This window comes from Bacillus sp. VA15, assembly GCF_055721145.1.
On the sequence record NZ_JBVQPQ010000010.1, the window covers coordinates 21,432 to 43,130 of the forward strand.

17 protein-coding genes and 3 pseudogenes are annotated in these 21,699 nt (G+C 41.4%); 3 read left to right on the forward strand and 17 right to left on the reverse strand.

The window, feature by feature from the left end; all coding sequences use genetic code 11:
• Positions 1–30 precede the first annotated feature (30 nt).
• A complete protein-coding gene (locus tag AC0DBE_RS19775; RefSeq protein ID WP_061186963.1) occupies positions 31–801 on the forward strand; it encodes a serine/threonine protein kinase in 771 nt (256 codons plus the stop codon).
• On the opposite strand, the pseudogene AC0DBE_RS19780 reads toward AC0DBE_RS19775, so the two are convergent.
• The 4 genes and pseudogenes from AC0DBE_RS19780 to AC0DBE_RS19795 form a co-directional block, all read right to left on the reverse strand.
• Positions 786–1,048: pseudogene (locus AC0DBE_RS19780) on the reverse strand (hypothetical protein). The gene AC0DBE_RS19775 and the pseudogene AC0DBE_RS19780 overlap by 16 nt on opposite strands.
• Before the next feature lie 58 nt (positions 1,049–1,106).
• Positions 1,107–2,093, reverse strand: coding sequence for a two-component system sensor histidine kinase YbdK (gene ybdK / locus AC0DBE_RS19785; RefSeq protein ID WP_472963475.1), 987 nt, complete (start codon positions 2,091–2,093; stop codon positions 1,107–1,109).
• On the reverse strand, positions 2,090–2,761 hold the full coding sequence (ybdJ, locus tag AC0DBE_RS19790) for a two-component system response regulator YbdJ (RefSeq protein ID WP_072565656.1): 672 nt from the start codon (positions 2,759–2,761) through the stop codon (positions 2,090–2,092). Before ybdJ ends, ybdK begins: the two co-directional genes overlap by 4 nt.
• Position 2,762: 1 nt before the next feature.
• Entirely contained in the window at positions 2,763–3,740 is a 978-nt protein-coding gene (locus tag AC0DBE_RS19795) for an alpha/beta hydrolase (RefSeq protein ID WP_242735055.1), read from the reverse strand.
• 135 nt (positions 3,741–3,875) lie between these two features.
• Here AC0DBE_RS19795 and AC0DBE_RS19800 point away from each other — a divergent pair, with 135 nt between their 5' ends.
• Both AC0DBE_RS19800 and AC0DBE_RS19805 read left to right on the forward strand, forming a co-directional pair.
• Complete coding sequence (locus AC0DBE_RS19800) at positions 3,876–4,706, forward strand: MerR family transcriptional regulator (protein ID WP_014112461.1); 831 nt, start codon at positions 3,876–3,878, stop codon at positions 4,704–4,706.
• Between the two features lie 5 nt (positions 4,707–4,711).
• Complete coding sequence (locus AC0DBE_RS19805) at positions 4,712–5,707, forward strand: serine hydrolase domain-containing protein (RefSeq protein WP_472963477.1); 996 nt, start codon at positions 4,712–4,714, stop codon at positions 5,705–5,707.
• A gap of 211 nt (positions 5,708–5,918) precedes the next feature.
• Here AC0DBE_RS19805 and skfG read toward each other — a convergent pair whose 3' ends face one another.
• The 13 genes and pseudogenes from skfG to cdaA form a co-directional block, all read right to left on the reverse strand.
• Positions 5,919–6,434 (reverse strand): sporulation killing factor biosynthesis/export protein SkfG, encoded by a 516-nt coding sequence (gene skfG, locus AC0DBE_RS19810; RefSeq protein ID WP_472963479.1) that lies wholly within the window; start codon positions 6,432–6,434, stop codon positions 5,919–5,921.
• A 257-nt stretch (positions 6,435–6,691) separates the two neighbouring features.
• Positions 6,692–6,932 (reverse strand): annotated as a pseudogene (locus tag AC0DBE_RS19815) (glutamine--fructose-6-phosphate transaminase (isomerizing)); the annotation flags it as partial.
• A gap of 132 nt (positions 6,933–7,064) precedes the next feature.
• The gene (locus AC0DBE_RS19820; protein ID WP_061186956.1) at positions 7,065–8,237 is read right to left on the reverse strand and encodes an MFS transporter; all 1,173 of its coding nucleotides are present in this window, start codon (positions 8,235–8,237) and stop codon (positions 7,065–7,067) included.
• 129 nt (positions 8,238–8,366) lie between these two features.
• The gene (locus AC0DBE_RS19825; RefSeq protein ID WP_014112457.1) at positions 8,367–8,669 is read right to left on the reverse strand and encodes an ArsR/SmtB family transcription factor; all 303 of its coding nucleotides are present in this window, start codon (positions 8,667–8,669) and stop codon (positions 8,367–8,369) included.
• A gap of 567 nt (positions 8,670–9,236) precedes the next feature.
• Entirely contained in the window at positions 9,237–9,611 is a 375-nt protein-coding gene (locus tag AC0DBE_RS19830) for a Na-translocating system protein MpsC family protein (RefSeq protein WP_014112455.1), read from the reverse strand.
• A gap of 55 nt (positions 9,612–9,666) precedes the next feature.
• Positions 9,667–9,957, reverse strand: coding sequence for a DUF6407 family protein (locus tag AC0DBE_RS19835; RefSeq protein ID WP_014112454.1), 291 nt, complete (start codon positions 9,955–9,957; stop codon positions 9,667–9,669).
• Between the two features lie 59 nt (positions 9,958–10,016).
• Positions 10,017–10,551 (reverse strand): annotated as a pseudogene (locus tag AC0DBE_RS19840) (carbonic anhydrase).
• Between the two features lie 54 nt (positions 10,552–10,605).
• Positions 10,606–13,230, reverse strand: coding sequence for a DUF2309 domain-containing protein (locus AC0DBE_RS19845; RefSeq protein ID WP_472963482.1), 2,625 nt, complete (start codon positions 13,228–13,230; stop codon positions 10,606–10,608).
• A gap of 14 nt (positions 13,231–13,244) precedes the next feature.
• Entirely contained in the window at positions 13,245–14,762 is a 1,518-nt protein-coding gene (locus AC0DBE_RS19850; protein WP_472963484.1) for an NADH dehydrogenase subunit 5, read from the reverse strand.
• Positions 14,763–15,686: 924 nt separating this feature from the next.
• Positions 15,687–17,489 (reverse strand): glutamine--fructose-6-phosphate transaminase (isomerizing), encoded by a 1,803-nt coding sequence (gene glmS / locus AC0DBE_RS19855; RefSeq protein ID WP_472963487.1) that lies wholly within the window; start codon positions 17,487–17,489, stop codon positions 15,687–15,689.
• Positions 17,490–17,920: 431 nt separating this feature from the next.
• Positions 17,921–19,267, reverse strand: a complete 1,347-nt coding sequence (gene glmM / locus AC0DBE_RS19860; protein ID WP_014112449.1) for a phosphoglucosamine mutase — start codon at positions 19,265–19,267, stop codon at positions 17,921–17,923.
• Between the two features lie 18 nt (positions 19,268–19,285).
• The gene (gene cdaR / locus AC0DBE_RS19865) at positions 19,286–20,740 is read right to left on the reverse strand and encodes a CdaA regulatory protein CdaR (protein WP_072565650.1); all 1,455 of its coding nucleotides are present in this window, start codon (positions 20,738–20,740) and stop codon (positions 19,286–19,288) included.
• On the reverse strand, positions 20,733–21,554 hold the full coding sequence (cdaA, locus tag AC0DBE_RS19870) for a diadenylate cyclase CdaA (protein ID WP_003223651.1): 822 nt from the start codon (positions 21,552–21,554) through the stop codon (positions 20,733–20,735). The genes cdaR and cdaA overlap by 8 nt, the downstream gene beginning before the upstream one ends.
• Positions 21,555–21,699: the final 145 nt, after the last annotated feature.

A 21,699-nucleotide genomic window follows, 5' to 3' on the forward strand; every position in this document is an offset into this window, starting at 1 on the left:
GTAATCAGTACAACCAAGGGAAGTGCAGACATGGCATTAAAACAGCTCAAAAAGCTACTTTTTGACCGCCCTCTAAAGGACGGCGTTATCCTAAATCATCAATACAGAATCGAAGAATGCCTCGGAATGGGCGGCTATGGCTTGGTTTATTTGTGCACCGATATCCATACTCAAACATCTTATGTCTTAAAACAGCTCCGGCCGACAAAAGCGAAAAAGGAAAAAGAAAGAGTCCGTTTCCAGCAGGAAATAAAACTGCTCCAGAGCATTCACCACCCGCAAATCCCGGCCTTCATAGAAGATTTCATCATAGACGGACAGGCTTATTATGTCATGCAGCTGGTTGAGGGAAATAATATAGAAGAATTATTATTTTTTCGAAAACAGCCGTTTACAGAGCTTATGGCGTTACAGCTGATTTCACAGCTGCTTGAGATTGTAGAATACCTGCATGAACGCCTGATTTTTCACAGCGACATCAGAACGCCTAATATGATTATCAATAACGGCAGGCTCTGCCTCATCGATTTCGGCCTTGCAAAACAATTGACTCCTGAAGAAACGGAGGAAGTAAAGGTGAGGAAACAGGATGACTTCTTCGATCTCGGAGAAACACTGTTATTCCTGCTGTACTCTCAATATAAAGGAAAAAAGAAGAAAAACGGCACTTGGCTGGAGGAATTAACGCTGACGAAAGAAGTAACCTTGCTGCTGAAAAAATTATTGGGCATCGATGAAGAGTACCAGCACACCGCTTTGATTCGCGAAGACCTGAACCGCGCGATTCAATCAGTCACATAAAAAAACCCTTGTCCCAAGACGGAACAAGAACTTTTTTGAGATTAACTGCTGCTGTAGCTCCGGCGCTTGTAGCGATGACTGCCGCCATAACGGTCGTAGTTCCTTCTTTTGCCTGAGCTGCTGCTGTAGCTTCGGTAATGCCGGCGCCGGCTGCTGCTGTAATGCCGGTGTTTGCGATAGCGATCACTCGAGCTGCTTGAGAGGTGCTTGATCGTTTTAATGATTTTTTTAAACATACGCTGATCACCCCATTTCTTTCTTCCTATTATATAGAGTTTATAGGAGAAAGAAAAACATCAGCGGGGTCACTCTTTTGAAAGCAAGAACCTCGTTCCATTCTCATTTGTCTGCAACTCATAAGTAATCGCAAGCAGCCTGCATATATCATCAATAATCTTTAATCCAAGCCCCTCACTGTTCTCATTCCGATCAAATCCAATACCGTCATCGCAAATAGAAACAGTCCCATGTTCAATCGTGACTTCCATTTTTTTAGCTTTTGAATGCTTTAACGTGTTTTGAAAAATATTATCGAACAGCCTTTGCATCCATAACCGGTTGCTCATCCATATCACATCTTGATCTGCCGGCTTATAGCGCAGCCCAATCCCATTCATACTGTATAAATAATCCCACTTTTTAACTGCTGTTTCTAACAGCTCGTTTAGACTCACTTCTTCATTTATGATATAAGAACTTTCTAACGTCTCAGCGGAATATAGATTGAATTCATTTGTTAATTCCGCGATATAGTGGATTTGCTGATACAATGATTCAAATACGGCCTGATCATGACATTGGCCTTCCAAATAAAATAACTGCAGCCTGAGAGCGGTTAAAGGTGTATTAATGTCATGCCGCAGTTTTTGCAAAAGCTCCTTTTTAATTTCCTCCTGCTGCCTCAGTTCCAGTTCACGGTATGTCGTTCGTTCAATTAACAAATTGACCGACTTGATCAGTTCCCCGATTTCATCAGCACGTTTCACTTCTATTTTATCTGGCACCTTTTGATCACTCGCCAGGTGTCGAATGGTTTGATTTAACAGATTGATTTTATGCAGCAGAGAATGAATCGACTTTGAAAATAAAAAAGCTAACAATAAGAGTGATAGCAAAAATACAACGATCATTGCGGGATACGCAAACGACCTGTGAAAAGGCATACCATGATTCATCGGTTTAAACATGCTGTCATAAATCACCGACATCAAAATGCTAACCGCCAGCAACAGTACCGGAACACTAATGACGGCTGTAAACAATAACAACTGATATTTTGTCTTTAGCTTCATTTCTTCACAACGGTATTCAGCCGATACCCTTCTCCGTATATATTTTCAATAATCTCACCCGCTTGATCCTTGATTTTGCCTCTGATTTTTTTAATGTGCACATTGACGATATTCGGGTTTCTGTCTTCGAGCTGCCACAGATATTCAAAGAAATGTTCCTTTGTCAGGGTGCTGTCTCTATTTTCATATAAATAAAAGAAAATTTTCCGCTCAATCGCAGTAAACAGCACCTCATCATGCAGGCTTTCATTGAACACTTTTTTGGTTTCCGCATCAATATACAAATGTTTGATTTGCGTAAAAGTGCCATAATGATGCTCAAGCATATTCTGCATTCTTAATAGCAGCTCTCGCGGGTCAAAAGGCTTTACCATATAATCCTCACCGATCTGCAAACCTTGGAGCTTGCTGTCCATATCATTGCGGGCCGAGAGAAAAATGACCGGAATGCGCAGCCCCAGCTTTTTGATTTTAGCAGACATTTGATATCCGTCTTCACCCGGCAGCATCACATCCATAATGACCAAATCCACCTTCTGAATCACCGAAAGCACATCCGCTCCATCTGTTTTCCACATCACATGATATCCCTCACGCTGCAAAATCTTTTGCAGTAGATCACCAATCGTCACATCATCTTCCACGATTAAAATATGATAACCCTTCATCCTAGCGAACCTTTCTCATAAACTCCATGGAAAGTTTATATATTTGATCAGGCTGATATAAATAAATACTGTGTGTTCCCCTTAGTTCCTTTATTTCGGCTGTATTGAATTGAGCCGCAAACGCTTCATAATCTTTTCGGTTTTGTATGGCATACTTTGAATTTCTATTTTGGTCAGAGACCGCATCTAAAATCAAGACGGGAGTTTCTTTTGGCGCCGGCAGATTCACAGATTTGCTGCCATTTTGGTAAGACTGTAAAAGCTCATGCTCCATATCTGCATTAAAAAATTGCTTAAAGTTAATGGCTTTATAGATTTCTTTTTCTTCATCAGTTAAAAACGACTGCCGAATCACCTCAGGATTATATACAGCAGAAGGCATAAACCGATGAAAACCAATCGAGGTTAACAGGTGGAACCCTCTCACTTTCAGTCTGTCGATCCTGCTCAATTTATACGTGACATACTGCTGGGGCAATCCAATGTCCATCGCAATAATGGCCTTGATTTCCTTAGGGTATTTCTGAGCCCAATAAATGGCTTCAATCCCGGATATGGAATGAGACATTAAAATATAAGGAGGCTTATTTCCGCTTTTCATAAGCGCTTTCCTCGTCTGTTCCAGTACCGTATCAATATCTCTGTCATCGTGAGACACATCACTGTATCCATAACCAGCCCGATCAACAACAGCAATCTTATTTTCTTTTGAAAACTTGCTGTACAAACCTTTCATCTCATAAGCAGGCGCAGCGATCCCCGAACCGGACATAAACACAAACGTATCCTTCCCGCTTCCCTCTTCATATACATTTATCTTTTTACCATCAACATCGACTACTGTGCCTTTGCCTTTTAACAGTGCTGCTTCCTTATTTAATTGATAATGGTGGTAAATAAAAACGGAGACGGATACAAGTAAAACCAAAGCAGCCAGGCTGCCAAAAAAGACTTTTAAGACTTTCCATAATGTTTTCATATGATGCTCCTTTCACGTGATACGGAAAGGATACGATATGAAAATAAATTTCTGATTAACTATGGAAAGATTTTATTTTGACATTTGACTTTGCCCTTACGGAAAGGTGTACATTTGGAGCATGGAGGTGATCACTTGCTATCGATCGGTGAATTTTCAAAGATATGCAAAGTATCAACAAAAACACTGCGATACTATGATGAAATCGGGCTCATTCACCCCGAAGACATTAATCCTGAAAATGGATATCGATATTATTCTATCAGGCAGCTGAAGGAAATGCTCTTGATTAACCGTTTAAAGTCGTATCATTTTTCTCTGGAAGAAATTAAAACCATGATCAATGTAGAAGAGAACCAGGCAGAAGAAAAACTAATTTTCGGACTTCAGAGAAAAAGAAAAGAAGTACAGGCAAAGATCCATGCTTATGAATATACGCTTACACAATTGAACCAAGACATTCTGCGTGCAGATATGGGCAAATCAATGATGTCATGGCTTGACGATATAGAAGTAGAGCTTTCCGAAACCCAGCCAATGAACATCCTTTATATACGCCAAATGATGAGCAGTGATGACTACGCCTTAGGGTATGAGAAGTATTTTAGCAGACTATATGAAAGAATTGCGGTTAATAAACTTACCTTGCTCGGTACGCCCATGACCATTTATCACAGCCCTGAGTACAACCCTGCCGGCAATGATACAGAGTTTGCGATTCCAATAGAGGAGACGGTAAGGGAGACAAGATATCTGCACGGCAGCCTTTGCGCAAAGTCTGTTTTAAAGGGCCCATATGCAGAATTGACCTCGGTATACGCTAAGCTGAGGGAATGGGTCGATGATGAAGGCTATGATTTGGCCCAATCACCGTATGAAGTGTATGTAACCGATCACCAGCAAGCTGGTGTGCCAGAGGATATCGTGACTGAAGTGTATTTTCCAATCAAGAAAAAAGAGAGGTAACTGTCATGAAAAGAAACGACTGGCCAACTGCAGACCCGCAAGCCTTGGGGATGGACGCCAAAAAACTGTCTGAGCTTGACCCTGAAATAAAGTCCCGATACAGCAATATTAACGCTATTGTAGTTGTGAAAAATGGACACATCGCTTATGAGCGCTATTATCATGGCTATGGACCGACTGATACGCATCATGTAGCATCAGTAACCAAAAGTATCATGTCGGCCCTTATTGGGATTGCAATACATGCAGGATACATCAAAAGTGTCGACCAAAACGTTCTGGACTTTTTCCCGGATCCTCCTAATAAACAAATACAAGACATCACCATACGCCACCTTCTCACGATGACAGCTCCCTATCCATTTGAAGACTGGCACGAACCACTCGACAAGATGTGTATGCAGCCTGATTGGATCACCTATACGCTGAATATGCTGGGTCAAGAAGGCACAATCGGCACATTTAAATACTCCACCGCAGGCGCGCATCTGCTGTCAGCCATCGTCACCCGCAGCACAGGCAAAAACGCCCGCGAATTTGCCAACGAACACTTGTTTAAACCAAGTGGCATGAAAGAAATCCCGAATTATGAAATGAAATCATTCGGCTTTGACGATTTATTCGGTAAACATGTGAGGGGGTGGGTGAACGACCCGGATGGAAACTCAACCGGAGGATGGGGGCTTACGCTGACTCCGCGGGATATGGCGCGTTTTGGTCTTTTGTATATAAACCGCGGCTGTTGGGACAATCAGCAGATTGTTCCCGCATCATGGATTGACGAATCAACAGCGCTGAACGCCAATAACTACGGTTATCTATGGTGGCTTCGTGATGAGGATGGCGTTTTCTCATACTCAGCACTAGGCGATGCCGGGAATGTGATTTGCTGTGTTCCGGAGAAAGATCTAGTCGTAGTGATCGCATCAGAATTCACCATAAATGCTCTTGATAGGTGGGAACTCATTAAGGAATGTATTGTCCTGTCAGTGAAAGATTAAACTTTTTCAGGAAAAATAAGAATAAAAATAAGCGGCAGCCTCGAAATTCTCTCCATATCTTTCACTTAGAAAAGGCTGCCAACCTCCAATAAGAATTTCTATCGTCCTTTCATTTCCCCTAATTTCACGGGAACTAAATAGAGAATAACAGTTCCTCATTCTCATTTTTACAGCTTATCGATACAAAACTACAACACCTACTATCCTACTTTCAACCCTCCTTATCTTTAAGCTGAAAAGCAATCAGCTTTCCTAATGCCTCTTCAGCTGCAAACGGAGCAACCATTCCTGAAGGATGTTCATGCTCGCGTTTTAGGCATTCATACATCTTCGGTTCAATGCAAGACGGATCGATCCATGCAATACACCAGGATGCCCAAAAGCTTGATTGCCCTTCACTTTCTTGAGCGATTTTGATGACAAACGGCAGACTAGGCTTCCCAATTCTCATGAGTGAAATGGCCGCAGCCATTCTTGTATCTTCTGCATGACTTTTTAATAAACATGACAGCTCCTCCGCCGCTTCACCCGCATCTTTCCCAAACTCACCTAAAACAGCCGCAGCGATATTACGCAAAGAGCCTTCCTCTTTTAAGGCCTCAACCAAAACAGGTATTGCATCTTTTCCTGATTTCTTTAACTCCCCTATCGCTTGAACAATCGTGATCTCATTTGTGTTCGCTAAATTCTGAACAGACAGCGACAATTCATCCCCATTTGATTTCATAAAAGAGCCCCTCTCTCGTTTGATAACAGACACTCAGCATATTTTCCACAAAGATATATCAGTAAGCGCATTAACTTCCAATTAACGTATAAATACCACAAACACTGTAAATATTCCTGTAAGGAGCTAATAAAACGCCTAACAAACTGAACATTTTGACATCATATACTAGTGTTAACTAGTTTATCAGTTAGTATCAGTCCTACTACTATAAGAAACTCGGCTGCCATTTTAAATGTAATCTCGCATCTGCTGTGTGCTGGATTTACTTCCGGCAATACAAATCTGTCATCCGCATCGTCTAGGCCTTTCAGTGAGATGGTGCAAGTGTTTGCTCCGCGAGCGGCAACTTCTCTGCCATTTCCCCGGATGCTTAGGTTTACGTGCTCTTGTGTTGCCAGTGTTCGATGAAGGCAATCGTGCCGTGCTTCACCTCTCCGCCAGCAAAGCCTTAAGAAATCTCTTTCAGCTTAGTGCGCCTTCGACACATACAGAACGATGTCTGCCCTTGGAAGGCATATGGATGGACTTTGAACAGCTTGTAAAAAAACACCCGCTTGTATAACGAGCGGATGTTAGATCTATCGAAATGAAACCATTGAACTTTAAGGATGAAAACAAAGCATTGTATTATTGATTGATATCTTTTAGCGTCTGTTTCGGTTGTGAATGAAAAATCATCAATGATGCAATAATCGCAATCATAACCCCTAACGCACCAATCCAGGTAATCGAGGCTAATGATACGTTTTCCACAAAAACCCCTCCTATTCCTGCGCCGACCGCCATGGCGAGTTGCATCATGGACTGATTAATACTGAGCAAAACACCTGACATTTCCGGTTCTATTGTAGCCAGGTGAAATTGCTGTGTCGGACCGGTTGACCATGCGGCAAACGACCATAATATGAGAATCACCAACACTCCGATATATGAATGGGTGACAAGTGACAGCAGAATCAGTGTGACGATATGCAATGTCATCCCGCCAATGAGTGTAAAAGGAACTCCCCATTTATCGGTGCTATATCCCCCAAACTTCGATCCAACCAAACTGGCAATTCCAAATATAAGCAAAACACCGCTAAGCAGCTTGCCGTTTATACCTGAGATGTTCAAGAGATACGGTGACAGATAGGTATAAGCAACAGAATATCCCCCGAGCCAGAAGAAAGTGATTGATAATCCCATAGCCACTTTCCGTTTTTTGAAAAGAGCAAGCTGTTGAAGCAAAGGTACAGGTTTATCTCCTCCAGTATGCGGAAGAGTAAAGAAAATAACGGCCATTGCGATCAACCCCAACAAAGCAATTGCACCAAATACAGACTTCCAGCCTAATGCTACTGCTATCATTCTTCCAAGCGGAACACCAATGATTAAAGAAGCGGTAAATCCCATCACGACAGTAGCGATGGCACTGCCCTGCTTTCCTTCTGATGCAATCTTAGCGGCAATCGTTAATGCGGTGACAACAACCACGCCTGCTCCCATCGCCATAATGATCCGCGCTGCAATAAACCATCCATAACCAGGCAGTACAAAAGCCAGGACATTGCCGAACACAAACAAACCGAGGGCATACATCATCAATTTGCGTCTATCCATACTTGCTGTCAACGCCATAAGTACGGGTGTGGAAAGAGCATATACAAGTGAAAAAATTGTAATGAGCTGGCCCGCGGCAGCCAAGGTTATCCCGAGTGTATGAGCAATGTGATCCAAAATTCCGGAAATGATGTACTCTGAAGTTCCGACTAAAAAACTGACAATGGCTAAAATATAAATTTTCCAAGTGTTAGACATAAACGTTCACTCCTTAATCATTAATAGAACAACATATCACGAAATATCGATATATTAATTTAAAAAATAAACAAATCGCAATATGTCGATATGTATGGTGTAAAAATAAACATCTTTTGATGTTTATTTTTATATCTCTGTTTTAAGAAGGTCAGCAAGTTTCCCAATGGCTTCTTCATCTCTTTTGTAATATGTGTACTTTCCAATACGCTCCGCCTTAATCAAGCCGGCTCTTAAAAGGATGGTAAGATATTGAGAAGCTGTCGATTGCGTCATTTTCAATTTGTCTGTTATTTGACTGACACATACCCCGATTGTGTTCATATCAATCCCTTCATGGGGCGCAAAATGACGATCCGGTTCCTTCAGCCATTGCAAAATTTGCAGCCTTGATTCATTTGATAAGGCTTTGAATACTTCAATTGGTTCCATACGATTATTATATCGTTAAATTACGATACGTCAATACGTTTTTTGGATATACATAATTAAAGGTTATCTCTGACTAATTCCGTTAAATGAAACTGAAGACAGCATATCAATTTTGTTCCCCGCTTAAATTTATCATCAAGCTTTACGAAATTGGTCTCATAATCATGTCATTAAACTATTGGGAGAACCCGGCAGGTGACAAGGATGTTTTTCAGTTAAAATGAATTTAATATGTTCAAGTGACTAATCACCAGCATCAAATTCATGTATTTTAAATAGATGTAAAAAAACATCCGCTCGTAACAAAGGCGGATGTTAGATCTTTCGACAGGAATAACAAGACAGTGTATTATTAATTGATTTCTCTTCACGTCCGCTTAGGTTATGAATAAAAAATCATCAATGATGCCATAACTGTAAAACAAAAGAAGCGGCAGTAATATTCAATTCACAATAAATTCCGTCTTGTTTAAAAAAGTAAAATATTACAACATATGAATAACCAGAATGTTTCAGCCCTCTATCAGGCTTGAATAGTAGTGTTCATAAACATTTCACTTTTTTATATTATAAGATCTTTTCCAAATTTTTCTCTAGATCATTACACAATTTAAATACCATCACTCGTTCACCTGTCCGAGAGCTTAAATCAGTATGAAAACTTTTCACTTCTTCTCCAGTTATCGTTAGGATGATATCCTTAAGACCTTCTATACCTGATTCAACTAACTCCGAACGCGTTTGTTTGATAGATAACATACCCTCTTTTGATCCACAAACTGCATATTCAGCTGGTGTTAAAATTCCTTTTAAATTAACGATGATCATATCCCGCAGTATATCAGTCTTAACAGATACAGATCCACGCCCAAGATAATCCTTCTCCCATTGAGTAATGGACTTACTGATCTCTGATTCAAAAGAACCCTTCGACTTTTTCATATATAAAACATCTCCTGGCAAAAAAATTGGCATCTTCTATTGTTATTTCGTCTCATTAATATTCTCTTACAACATGTCCTTCATATACACCTTCAATATCCAAATCAGTTTTACCGTTTCTTGTGACCACTACAATTTTGGATAACATATTTTCTTCCATCATAGAGTGTACATGCAAAAATCGAACGCTTCCTACATGAGTTTCCTCAACTTCTTCATACGATTTTAAATGATAAAAATCAATTGCTTTTCTAATTACTTTTTTCATACATTCTATATTTTCACGATCAAACGGATTCATTTCCTCTATTGTTTTCATTACAAAATCAGTTAAATTAGAGTCCATACATTCTCCTTAGAACTGCTTTTTTCAATACATGGGTGCACATCTCATCTATCATTTCATCATGACAAGCAATGATCAGGTAACGCTTGACGCTGTTTTAATAGCAGGGACCTCCTCAATTGAGGATTGTCCATCCTTTTGATTAACGATTAAACCTCGAACTTTAACATATGACGGCACTAATGGATGATGACGAATGATATCAACACTTTTTTCAATAGCGTCACTGCTATTTTCATTTCCATTTAGCCATTTATCGAATGTACCGCCTGAAAATTCAGGCCTGCAATTTTGAAAAAGATAATCCAATGTTTGTAGTTTATCTTTCATTGTTTCAAGTTGAGTTCGTACATGATCTGTGGAAGTTCTCTTATCTTTTGTTCCTACAACAAAAACCTCCTCAACATCTTCCTGATAAATTGCAATAATAACAGACCTCATGATTTCTCCATAAGGATGTGAGATATCGGCACCATAGCTTTGTATCGTCAACATATTTTCTGCTGGAGTATGAGTCACTTCTTGTAGAATGGGCTCCAGCCCGTTTTCCATGTCCGTCAAAAATAATACTTTTTTATTTTTATCTACACTCATATTGCCCACCTCTTTTTGATTTAGTAACAAATATATTTGAAATCATTTTAGCAGTTACCAGTTTTCCCAATGTCCTTCTGGATCAACACTAGCCAGTCGAACCCATCCATTTTGAACTTTTTGCAGAAATACTGAGTCTTTATTTAATAATCGTTCTACATGTTCTCTAGGTGCTTGGATGACGATCAACAAACGTAGAGGAGAATGATAAGCCTCATGGTCTGATTGCATGACGGATTGCCAAGGCAGTCCTGCTAACAAGTCACTTGCATTCCCTTGCATAACTCCGAGACCTGCAGTAACGGTTTGAGTTGCTTTATTTCCGCTGCCATAATAATGAGGTGCTACCGTTGATGCGTAATATTGTAAATTAATCCACTGGGCCACAGTTCCAGGCCCTGCAATAATATTTGCTAGGAGTTCACCGCTTTCATCCTGCTTCCAATCATAATTATGAAGAAAGGCTCTACCTTCCAAATCACAATCCTTAGTTAGTTCACGTTGGCCGATAATAAAAGCGGCATTACGAGCCAATCCCCATTCCGGACGTATCTCACTCCAATCTCCCGCAAATCGGTGTGCCTCTGCCTTCGGATTTTTAAGTTTCGATTGGAAATTCGGTAATTGGGCTAGACGTTCTGCATTTACGTTATGCCTCACTTTCGGCATAATAGCTTCGATACGGTCAAATGCTTCCTGTGCAGTTTCGGAAAGTTCTGGTACATAAAGCCAATGTAATTCATCCACCGTTGTATTATGTTCAGCGGCAGCAAAAACCGTATCTTCAGGGATTTTAATTCCTTCAGTTAAAAGAGCTTCTCTTACCTCTGAAAGATTACATAAAGCAGCTAAAACTCTTGCATTGAATCCACCGGCCGCTCCACCGCAGGCACCACAATCAAGAGCCGCAGCATAAGGATTATTGGTACTTTGACTACCATGCCCGCAAATCACGACTAAGGGTGCAAAATTCTCTGTTAATCCCATCATTTTTAGTGCTTGCCGAGCATAGTTCACTTTTTCTTCTTCAGTAAAACCCACAGGTATTTTTGCCTCTGTGTCATAATCATGATGAAGCGAGAGTTTTGTATCAGGTTTACGTAACCAAGTCTCACGGAGATGACGAATGAAACGATCCGTTTTTCTTGGTACAAAGCTGCGTGCTACCATTTGCAGACTAAGCCAAGGTCCACTTAACTCAGGTAGAAGCAAGCTCGTAAGTACATTTTGTTTCATCGTTTTAAATGTATGGCTTACGGAATGAACTGCTTGCTTGCGTTGGTTGTATTTTTCGAGTACCTCGTCATCTACGAACTCTTTTATTTTATTTTGTGGTTTTTGTATGACCGGCAAGGAGGCATGACTATGTTTACTGCCAAGTTCACAAGTTGCAATCGGCACCCCGAAGAAACCAGCAATACCAATCGTTTCAAACGGGCCTTCTTTTTCTAGTTGACGACGAAAAGGTTCTGATCGTACATCGATGCAGAATGCTAATTGAGCTAATGCAGATTTTTTACCGTTGGTTTCACGTTGTTTCGAGACGATCTTTTGACTTAATCGATCTGTGTGTGTTTGTTCCCAAGCTTCTAGCCAAAGTTTCCTGCGAAGTTTCTCATCAAAACTATAGGCAAATGATAAATATTCGTTTTGTTCATTGGCCGACATCTGTGACCATTCCTCTAATGTAAGGCCCCCCCAATGAATCCAAGCTGCTAAAAGGGGAGTAATCGACATTTTTTTCTCAGACCGTTGATTATTCAAAGGTAAATATGGATTTATAAGAGCCCACTCCATGGATATTCGAACCGCTAAATATTCTGTTAGGAGTGCATGTTCATGGCTCGATTGTTGGGAGCGCCAAAGCATCATCCCTGCCCATCCAGGTAAGGAAAGTAAATGACCTTCAAGATAAGTCTGGATTTTTGATTCTGGGATTTCTAGTGCGAATAAGGCTTCTTGTAAAGCCAAATGCGCCTCTTGTGGCCAACCTTTTAACCTTTTACGCTGCTTTTTACTAAGTGCTGGATCATATTGAATGAGATGCTGCCAGGCACGATAAAAACCTTCCTCACGATTAGGCATTGTCCAACCTGCTTGAGAGTCATCCAGATATAATTTACACCACTTGATAACATGATGATCAAGTATATTAACTAACCTTTCTCCGTCTTGATTCTCTATATACGAACTTATTGGTTGCATAAAAAAATTCTCGATATGATCCGTCTTCAGTCCACTACATTCATTCACCAATTTCTCCAGCTGATGTGATGATAAAAGGGTGGAAGGAAGCGGATCTAATGTTAATCCAGCATGACAAAATCGTTCTGCCACGTCCCGCGGGATGTTAAAGGAATGTGAATCAAGCCAACGCTGCAGCCCCATTTTTACAAAATCTTCATCTATCTCACCTTTATTCTTTGCTGAACGGATCATAGACGCACTAGGGTATATATCAACATCACGAGTATGTTTCAACCAACTTGCAACCTGATCAAAAGGTTGGTTTTCAAGTCCCATCCACGGATTACGTGCAGCAAATGTAGAAATAGGCCAAAGTGGTGCAATCACTCGGCTGGCAGATTCAATGAAAACGTTAAGATCACTTTCTTGAACATCAATATCTGTATCTTTCTTTTTTACATTTTCTTTCGTTAATACGGATGTAATGCCCATCTCAGATTAGCTCCTTATGATATATATTGTTTAAGGTAGTCTGGGTGACTCTCTACTGACTTTGGTTTTGCTTCACCTAATCGAACTAACCAAAGATAGAGTACCGCGAAAAAAACGGAAGAACGATGACGAGCAACCCACGTACCTAAAGCACTACCAAATAGCAAGAGACATACGACAATAATGACAGCTGGCATTGGAGGTTGAACACTTTGAAAAACGGTTGTATGCAGCCACTTATAGAAGAGGTTATGAATGATAAAATATACAAAGGCTGCTCCTCCTAAAAATGTTAAGCCAGCAATTCGGCCAATTCTTCCCTCACCAAAAGCTACGAGCTGAGTCCAAGAAACGGACAATGACCACCCTAAAATTAGCGCACTAATTAATTGATACCCTTCTCCAGGAGCAACGAGCCAAAAAGCAACACCTATAACTAAGGATAAAATCCAACCAGCCATGATCCATAAATAGGATGTTCCTTTATTAGCACGAGCCAATCCTTCATGACGCCCTACTGCTGAACCAGCTTGTAAAAACAACGTAGCTTTGAATAAACCATGTAAAATAAGATGAATAATGGCTGCTGTATAGGCTCCTAATGCACACTGAATGAGCATAAACCCCATTTGTCCAATCGTGGAGCCTACTAACTGGCGTTTATAGTCAACCTGGACTAAACTAATACCAGTTCCAATCAATACAGAGATGCTAGCAAGCAGAAGTAAAATAATCGAAGCTATACCACCATTAAATAGAGGTGAAAATCGAGCTAGTATAATCCCGCCTGCATTTACTAAACCTGCGTGCATAATCGCAGAAACAGGAGTTGGAGCAACAATAGACTCAATTAACCATCTCTGGAATGGCCATTGAGCTGCGGGAATGATTACTGCTAATACAATCAATAGCTGAATCCCTGTTCTCTTCCATTCCCCCAGCTCAGCTAAACTTTCATTTGTTAAAACCAATGATAACTGCCATTGACCTGTGGCATAAAAAAGCCACATCATCGCCAAAAACAAAGAAAACCAACTTAACAAAAATAATCGGCCGGAAACCTTGGCTGCTTCACTAGCCACTTGCCAAGCACTGTTTAATCTTATAAGTAAGGTTAAACCGGCAAGAGTTGCTCCCCAAAATATAACCATCAAGCGGAGATCACCACTTAACCATGCAAGTGAAGCAGCACCTGTAGTGAAAGTAAAAAGCGTAAAATATTTGCGATAAGATCGATCACCCATTAAGTACCGTACAGAAAAACGCTGAATGATGAGACCAATTGCCAAAACAAAGAAAGTCATTAACCAAGCTAAGGAATCTAAGTGCCAAGGGCCAATATTTCCATTCACACTCCTATTGGCAAGAATCACTAAGGAAACCAAAAGTGGTAAAGCCAAGATCCCAATATGAATGCGAACAAAACTCAAGGGTACGCGTGGATGTAAAAACACTAGTCCACTTATCCCAGAAGCAATCAGCATAATAAAAAATAATGTTAACAATGATGACAAATTCAGTGAAACTAACATTTCAAATTCTCCCTTTTTAAATGTCGTTATTGCTCAAAAGACCTTTAAACCAGATCCTATTTTTCTATAATTTAATACAAATTTTAAGTATCTCTATTTTTTCCCAACAAAAAAACCGACAACTTCAAAATTTCAATGATGATTTTAGATCATTGAATCTTGAAAATTGTCGGCTTCACTTCAACTAACTTCTGCGAAGTTTTTTGAAGAGCTACCTTATTATTGGTCATTTTACTTTATGCTATGTTTTAACTTCCTTCTAAAAGAATGAAATCATCGTTACATTTTAATATAGTGCCTGATTATCAAACGAATCGACTTATGTTTCTCTTTCATTTAAATTAGGATACTTTTTCATCCTGTCAAGAGTAGTTGAAAGAATGCTAAAGACCTAATAATTTAACAAACGAAAATAAACATCTGAACCGATTATTAAGTTAAGTATAAGATATGCTAAATTTTAAACATTGTCAACAAAAACTCATTTTCTAATTCAGTGGAGTATAATTTGATGTTGGAATATGGAGTTTGACGATCTATCTTTAATATGACAATATTCACCGCTTACAATTTGCCCAAACTCCCCGTAGATGTCACTTCCTTTAAAACCTTTTTTATCGGAACTTATCAATCACCAGTCTCTTCTTATACTGTTTCTCTTGATCTACTACATTTTTGTTAGCTAGAGAAATTACATAAGAAGGTAATTCTTGCATCGATGTCTTAACTGAACCCACATATTTGCTTGTGAAAAAAGAAGACACGCACGATACATCATTTTTATGAATCTTGACGTTGATAAATGTCTCGTTGCTGCACCATTATAAGGCGCCTGTCCTCATCTTTGATAAATGAGATCCGTACAAAAAATCACCTCTAAAATAAAAACCCCTTTGGCTAAAATAACCAAAGGGGTTAAACAACTTACTCTACAGTAACACTCTTCGCAAGGTTACGCGGTTTATCTACATCACAGCCGCGATGCAGTGCAGCATAGTAAGCGATCAGCTGCAATGGAACAACAGATACCAACGGAGCAAGCGCTGGGTTTACTTCCGGCAGTACGAATCTGTCATCCGCATCATCTAGGCCTTTCAGTGAGATGATGCATGTGTTTGCTCCGCGAGCGGCAACTTCCTTGACGTTTCCGCGGATGCTTAAGTTTACGTGCTCTTGTGTTGCCAGTGCGAATACTGGTGTACCTTGTTCGATCAAGGCAATCGTGCCGTGCTTCAGTTCTCCGCCGGCAAAGCCTTCTGCCTGGATGTAAGAAATCTCTTTCAGCTTCAGTGCGCCTTCGACACATACGAAGTAGTCAAGGCCGCGTCCAATGAAGAAAGCATTTCTGGATACAGTCAGGTATTCACGGGCGATCATTTCCATTTCGTCTTTCTGGTCACAAAGGGCTTCCATTGCGTTCGCAGCGATACCGAGTTCTTTGACGAGGTCAAATCCGATATCAATGCCGTTTTTGTCAGCAGCTACAGATGCTAGAACCGCAAGAACCGCAATTTGTGCAGTGTATGCTTTCGTTGACGCAACAGCAATTTCAGGGCCTGCATGAAGCAGCAATGTGTAGTCAGCTTCACGAGAAAGCGTTGATCCCGGTACGTTTGTGATTGTCAGTGCTTTGTGTCCAAGCGCTTTGACTTGAACAAGAACCGCGCGGCTGTCTGCTGTTTCTCCGCTTTGAGAAAGGAAAATGAAGAGCGGTTTCTTAGACAGAAGCGGCATGTTGTAAGAGAATTCACTCGCTACATGCACTTCAACCGGCACGTTTGCCCACATTTCAATATATTGTTTACCGACAAGTCCTGCATGGTAGCTTGTTCCGCAGCCAATGATATAGATGCGGTCCGCTTCCGCTACAGCGGCAGCGATATCGCCAGGCACAGACAGCTTGCCGTTTTCGTCTTGATACGTTTGGATGATTTTGCGCATCACAACAGGCTGCTCATCCGTTTCTTTCAACATGTAGTGAGGGTACGTACCTTTTTCGATATCGCTGGCATCCAGCTCAGCAATATAAGAAGCACGTGAAATCACGTCACCATCAAGGTTTTTGATGACAACTTGATCATCAGTGACGATGACCATTTCTTTATCCATCAGCTCTACGTATTCGTTGGTTACTTGAAGCATTGCCATCGCATCAGATGCTACGACGTTGAATTTATCTCCAAGACCGACTAATAGAGGGCTTTTGTTTTTCGCTACAAAAATCGTTTCTCTGTTTTCGTTGTCGAATAAAGCAATTGCATAAGAGCCTTTTAACAGTGTAAGTGTTTTGCGGAACGCTTCTTCTGTATCAAGACCTCCGTTGACAAATTGCTCGATTACTTGAACAACTACCTCTGTATCGGTGTCACTTTTGAGCTCTACATCTTGTAAATACTCTTGTTTCAGCTGAACATAGTTCTCGATCACGCCGTTATGAACAAGTGTAAAGCGGCCAAGTGCGCTTTGATGCGGGTGAGCGTTTAGATAGCTTGGTTCGCCGTGTGTTGCCCAGCGAGTATGGCCAATTCCAGCTTTCGCTTCTATATTGGTATCCACAACTTCACGAAGATCCGCAATGCGTCCTTTTTCTTTGAACACATGAATTCCCTGTTCGTTGGCAACAGCGATACCAGCAGAATCATAGCCGCGGTACTCAAGCTTTTCTAACCCTTTCAGTAAAATTTCCTTCGCATCAAGCTGACCGATATAACCTACGATTCCACACATATTTTTCTTCCTCCTAAGATTGTAAAAGGAGACGAAGAAAGTCAAATTTCAAGGGGACTTTCAATCGTCCCCTCCTACATGTTTTTGGAAGATCATGTGATTTCTCTTTGTTCAAGGAGTCACCCCCTTGGTTTGAAGAAATCCTTACGGCTGTGATCTGTACACTCAGCCGGGAGGCATCCGCCGAAAATTCGATAACCTCCATCCTCGTCAACTAAGCCTTTTTTCGGGCGCTTAGTTCGGGCGCTATAATTATAGGTGAAGCAATAATCCCGTCTTCTTTCCTGTAGAGAAAATAAGAACAAGACAAGCTTGATTTTACAGCATGTGGCATAAACGGTCAATTGTTTTTTAAACAACTTTGCCGTATGTCTCACAATTATCATATGTAAATCTTGCTCGTCTTGTTCGCTCTCTGATCATAGACTTCGTTACTCTAATCCCATTTCTGACCGGACGACTTCAACAATGCGATTGACATACTCATCGCACAGCTCTTTCGTCTTCGCTTCAGCCATAACACGGACTAGCGGTTCAGTGCCTGAAGGGCGGACCAAAATCCGGCCGTCTCCGTTCATTTCTTTTTCAACTTCAGAAATAACAGCTTTTACTTTTTCGTTTTCTTCGACTTTATATTTATCAGTTACTCTCACATTGACTAACAGCTGCGGGAACTTCTGCATTTCAGCTGCAAGCTCTGACAGCGGCTTGCCTGTTGCTTTCAAAGTGTTCATCAGCATAATAGCAGACAATAATCCGTCCCCTGTCGTGTTGTAATCAAGGAAAATAAGATGTCCTGACTGCTCACCGCCGACATTGTAGCCGTCTTTTTTCATCGCTTCTACTACGTAACGGTCACCGACAGCCGTCTGTACGCTTTTGATGCCTTCTTTTTCGAGCGCCTTATAGAAGCCGAGGTTGCTCATTACAGTCGAAACCACTGTATCATCCTTTAAACGGCCTTCTGATTTCAGGTGTTTTGAGCATATGTACATGATTTGGTCGCCGTCAACGATATTTCCTTTTTCATCGACAGCAATCAGGCGGTCGCCATCACCGTCGAACGCAAGGCCGAGATCGGCATTTTTCTCTTTGACAAACGCGCTGAGCGCTTCAGGATGAGTCGATCCGACGCCGTCATTAATGTTTAATCCATTCGGCGAAGTCCCCATTGTTGAAACATCTGCATCTAAATCAGCAAACAGGTGTGTCGCCAAGGACGACGTTGCACCATGTGCGCAGTCAAGTGCCACATGAATGCCTGTGAAATCTTCATCAGCAGTCTGTTTTAAGAATTGCAGATATTTTTGCCCGCCTTCAAAATAGTCGTTTACAAGCCCAAGATCGGCTCCGACTGGCCTTGGCAGCTTATCCTCCGGTTCGTCCATCAGGCGCTCAATTTCAGCCTCCTGTTCGTCAGAAAGCTTAAAGCCGTCTCCCCCGAAGAACTTGATGCCGTTATCCTGCACTGGGTTGTGAGAAGCAGAAATCATGACGCCTGCCTCTGCATCCATCGCTTTTGTTAAATAAGATACACCAGGTGTAGAAATGACACCCAGACGCATGACTTCTGCGCCAATGGATAAAAGTCCGGCGACAAGGGCTCCCTCCAGCATATGACCGGAGATGCGTGTATCGCGGCCTATCAACACTTTCGGACGTTGTTTGTCTTTTGTCAGCACATATCCGCCGAAGCGTCCGACTTTGAAGGCCAGCTCAGGTGTAAGCTCACTATTGGCGACACCTCTTACACCGTCTGTTCCAAAATACTTGCCCATTTTATAATCGCTCCTTTTTTATTCTGATGAGGATTGCGAATCCGCAGTGGATTCGTCCTCATCCTGATCTTGGTTTTGATCTTTATTTTCGTCTTGTTTTTGATCATTGCTGTTTTTATCAGTGTTCGTTGTATCTTCTTGCTGGTTGTTCTTTTGATCATTCGTTTGCTTATCTGTGTCATCCTGGTTTCCTGATGTATTGCTGCTGTTGTCATTAGTTGATGTATTGCTTTTTTTAGATGTCAGCTTGATTTTGGCGTTTTTCTGCCCCAAGGACCAGGTTACATTCTGAGGCCCGTTGACTTCAAGCTTCACGCTATGCTCCCCGTCATCTAAATCTGAAACATTCACATACAATTCAATATCTGATTTCTCCAGTTTTTTTATATTGGCGGGAGAGCCTTTAGCCGTCACGTCTATCGCTTGCGATTCAGGATCTAGAAATTCAATGTTTTGCGAGCTGCTCAGCCCTACAGTCTTAATAGAGACATTCTCAAACTTCTGATCCGCTTCACTATCTACTTCTATATGCAAAGTCACCTTTGACGGCGAGATTTTTTTGACGCCGTCAGGAAGCGGAATATCTGCCTCGATATCGGAATCCTTGTTAATTTTGCTTAAATCTAAGCTGACGCCGTCAATAAATTCAAGAGAATCCAACACATCCTGTGAGCCGTAAACCGTTACCTCACTGGGACTTGATTCAATGTTCGCTATGCTGACACCGTCAGGAAGGCTTCCTGTCCGTTCAATTTTAAAGGGCACTTTTTTACTCGGGCTTGTTACCGGAACGGTAATCTTGATGACCGAAGGCTCTACGTCGACAGGAAGCGCGTTTCCGTCTTTATCATAGACAGTCACTTTCGCTTCCTTTTCAATCGTTTCATCTGCGTTTTCCAAATTCACTGAAGCTTTTACAAGAGAAATATTATCAATCACATTTTTAGATCCGGTAATCTGCACATTTTTCGGACTGACAATCGGCTGCTCCGGAGAATAGCCTTTTTTCATCTTGCTTTTATTGTAGTACTCCACTTCTACAGGAAAGCTTTTGGTCGTCCGTTCTTGAATGGTCACTGTCGTAACAGACGGGTTGATTGAGATTGTCAGCCCGTCTGACACGTTTTTGGCCTTTAGCTCCACCTTATGTGTGCCGGTTTTTAAATTTTCCATGTCGGCATATATTTCAAAGTTCTTGGTCTGTCTAGCCTTTTTCACGGCGCTTGTCGAGCCTTTTATCGTGACATTAACCGTTTGCGGAACACCTGTCACGACGTAATTTTCATCATCATAATACGCTTTGACCGGAATATCGGTCAGTGTTGCTTCATCAGTTGTTGATGTCGGAAAGAAAGATTCACCCGGTTTTTTCGGAGTCGGTGCTTGATTGCTGTTAACCGCCACATAAAGCAAGAGCGCGAAAAGCAGAGCAATAATTTTCACAGCCCAGCGGTTGTTTAAGAATTTATCCATTTTTCTTGCCCCTCCAATACCAGCGATTAGAAGAAGTGTCTCTGGTGTTTTTCTTAAACTCGGCTTCAAGCATTTCTTTCAGCGCTTCTTCCGTCAGCTCTCTGTGAAGGTCTCCGTTCTTCGCCACACTGACGCCGCCGGTCTCTTCAGACACAATAATCGTCAAACTGTCTGTTACTTCACTGATGCCGACAGCCGCTCTATGCCGCGTCCCCAGTTCTTTTGAAATAAACGGGCTTTCTGAAAGCGGCAGATAACAGGCGGCCGCGGCTATTTCATTATTCTTCATAATCACTGCACCATCATGAAGCGGAGTGTTTGGAATAAAAATATTGATCAACAGCTCAGAGCTGACTTTGGCATTCAAAGGTATGCCAGTCTCAATATAATCTCCCATACCGGTATCCCGCTCAATGGTCAGCAGGGCGCCTATACGGCGTTTCGCCATATAATTGATTGCTTTTGTGATGGCCTCAATTGTTTTCTGCTGCGCTTCCTCCACAGGCGTGCCGCTCCTTGAAAAAAAGCGGCCGCGGCCAAGCTGTTCAAGCGCTCTTCTCAGCTCAGGCTGAAAAATAATAATAATTGCTAAAAATCCCCATGTTATCGCTTGGTCCATCAGCCATTGAAGCGTGCTGAGGCCCAAATATTGGCTGGCCATACGAACAAGCACGATCACTACAATTCCTTTTAACAGCTGAACCGCTTTCGTGCCGCGTATCACCATAATCAATTTATATATCACATACCAAACAAGGAGAATATCAACGGCATTGCCGAGGTACTGCAAAAAAGGGATATCCTCAAAAGCCATTTCCTCGTCCTCCAAGATTTCAGTCATTTCGTATTTTGTGTTGTACGTGTTACGCATATGTACTTTACATAGCGAGCCCATTATACCACATTTCGATTTGGCAAGTGAAATGTGCCAGCCCTCTCAGCCCGTAAAAAAAGAGCAA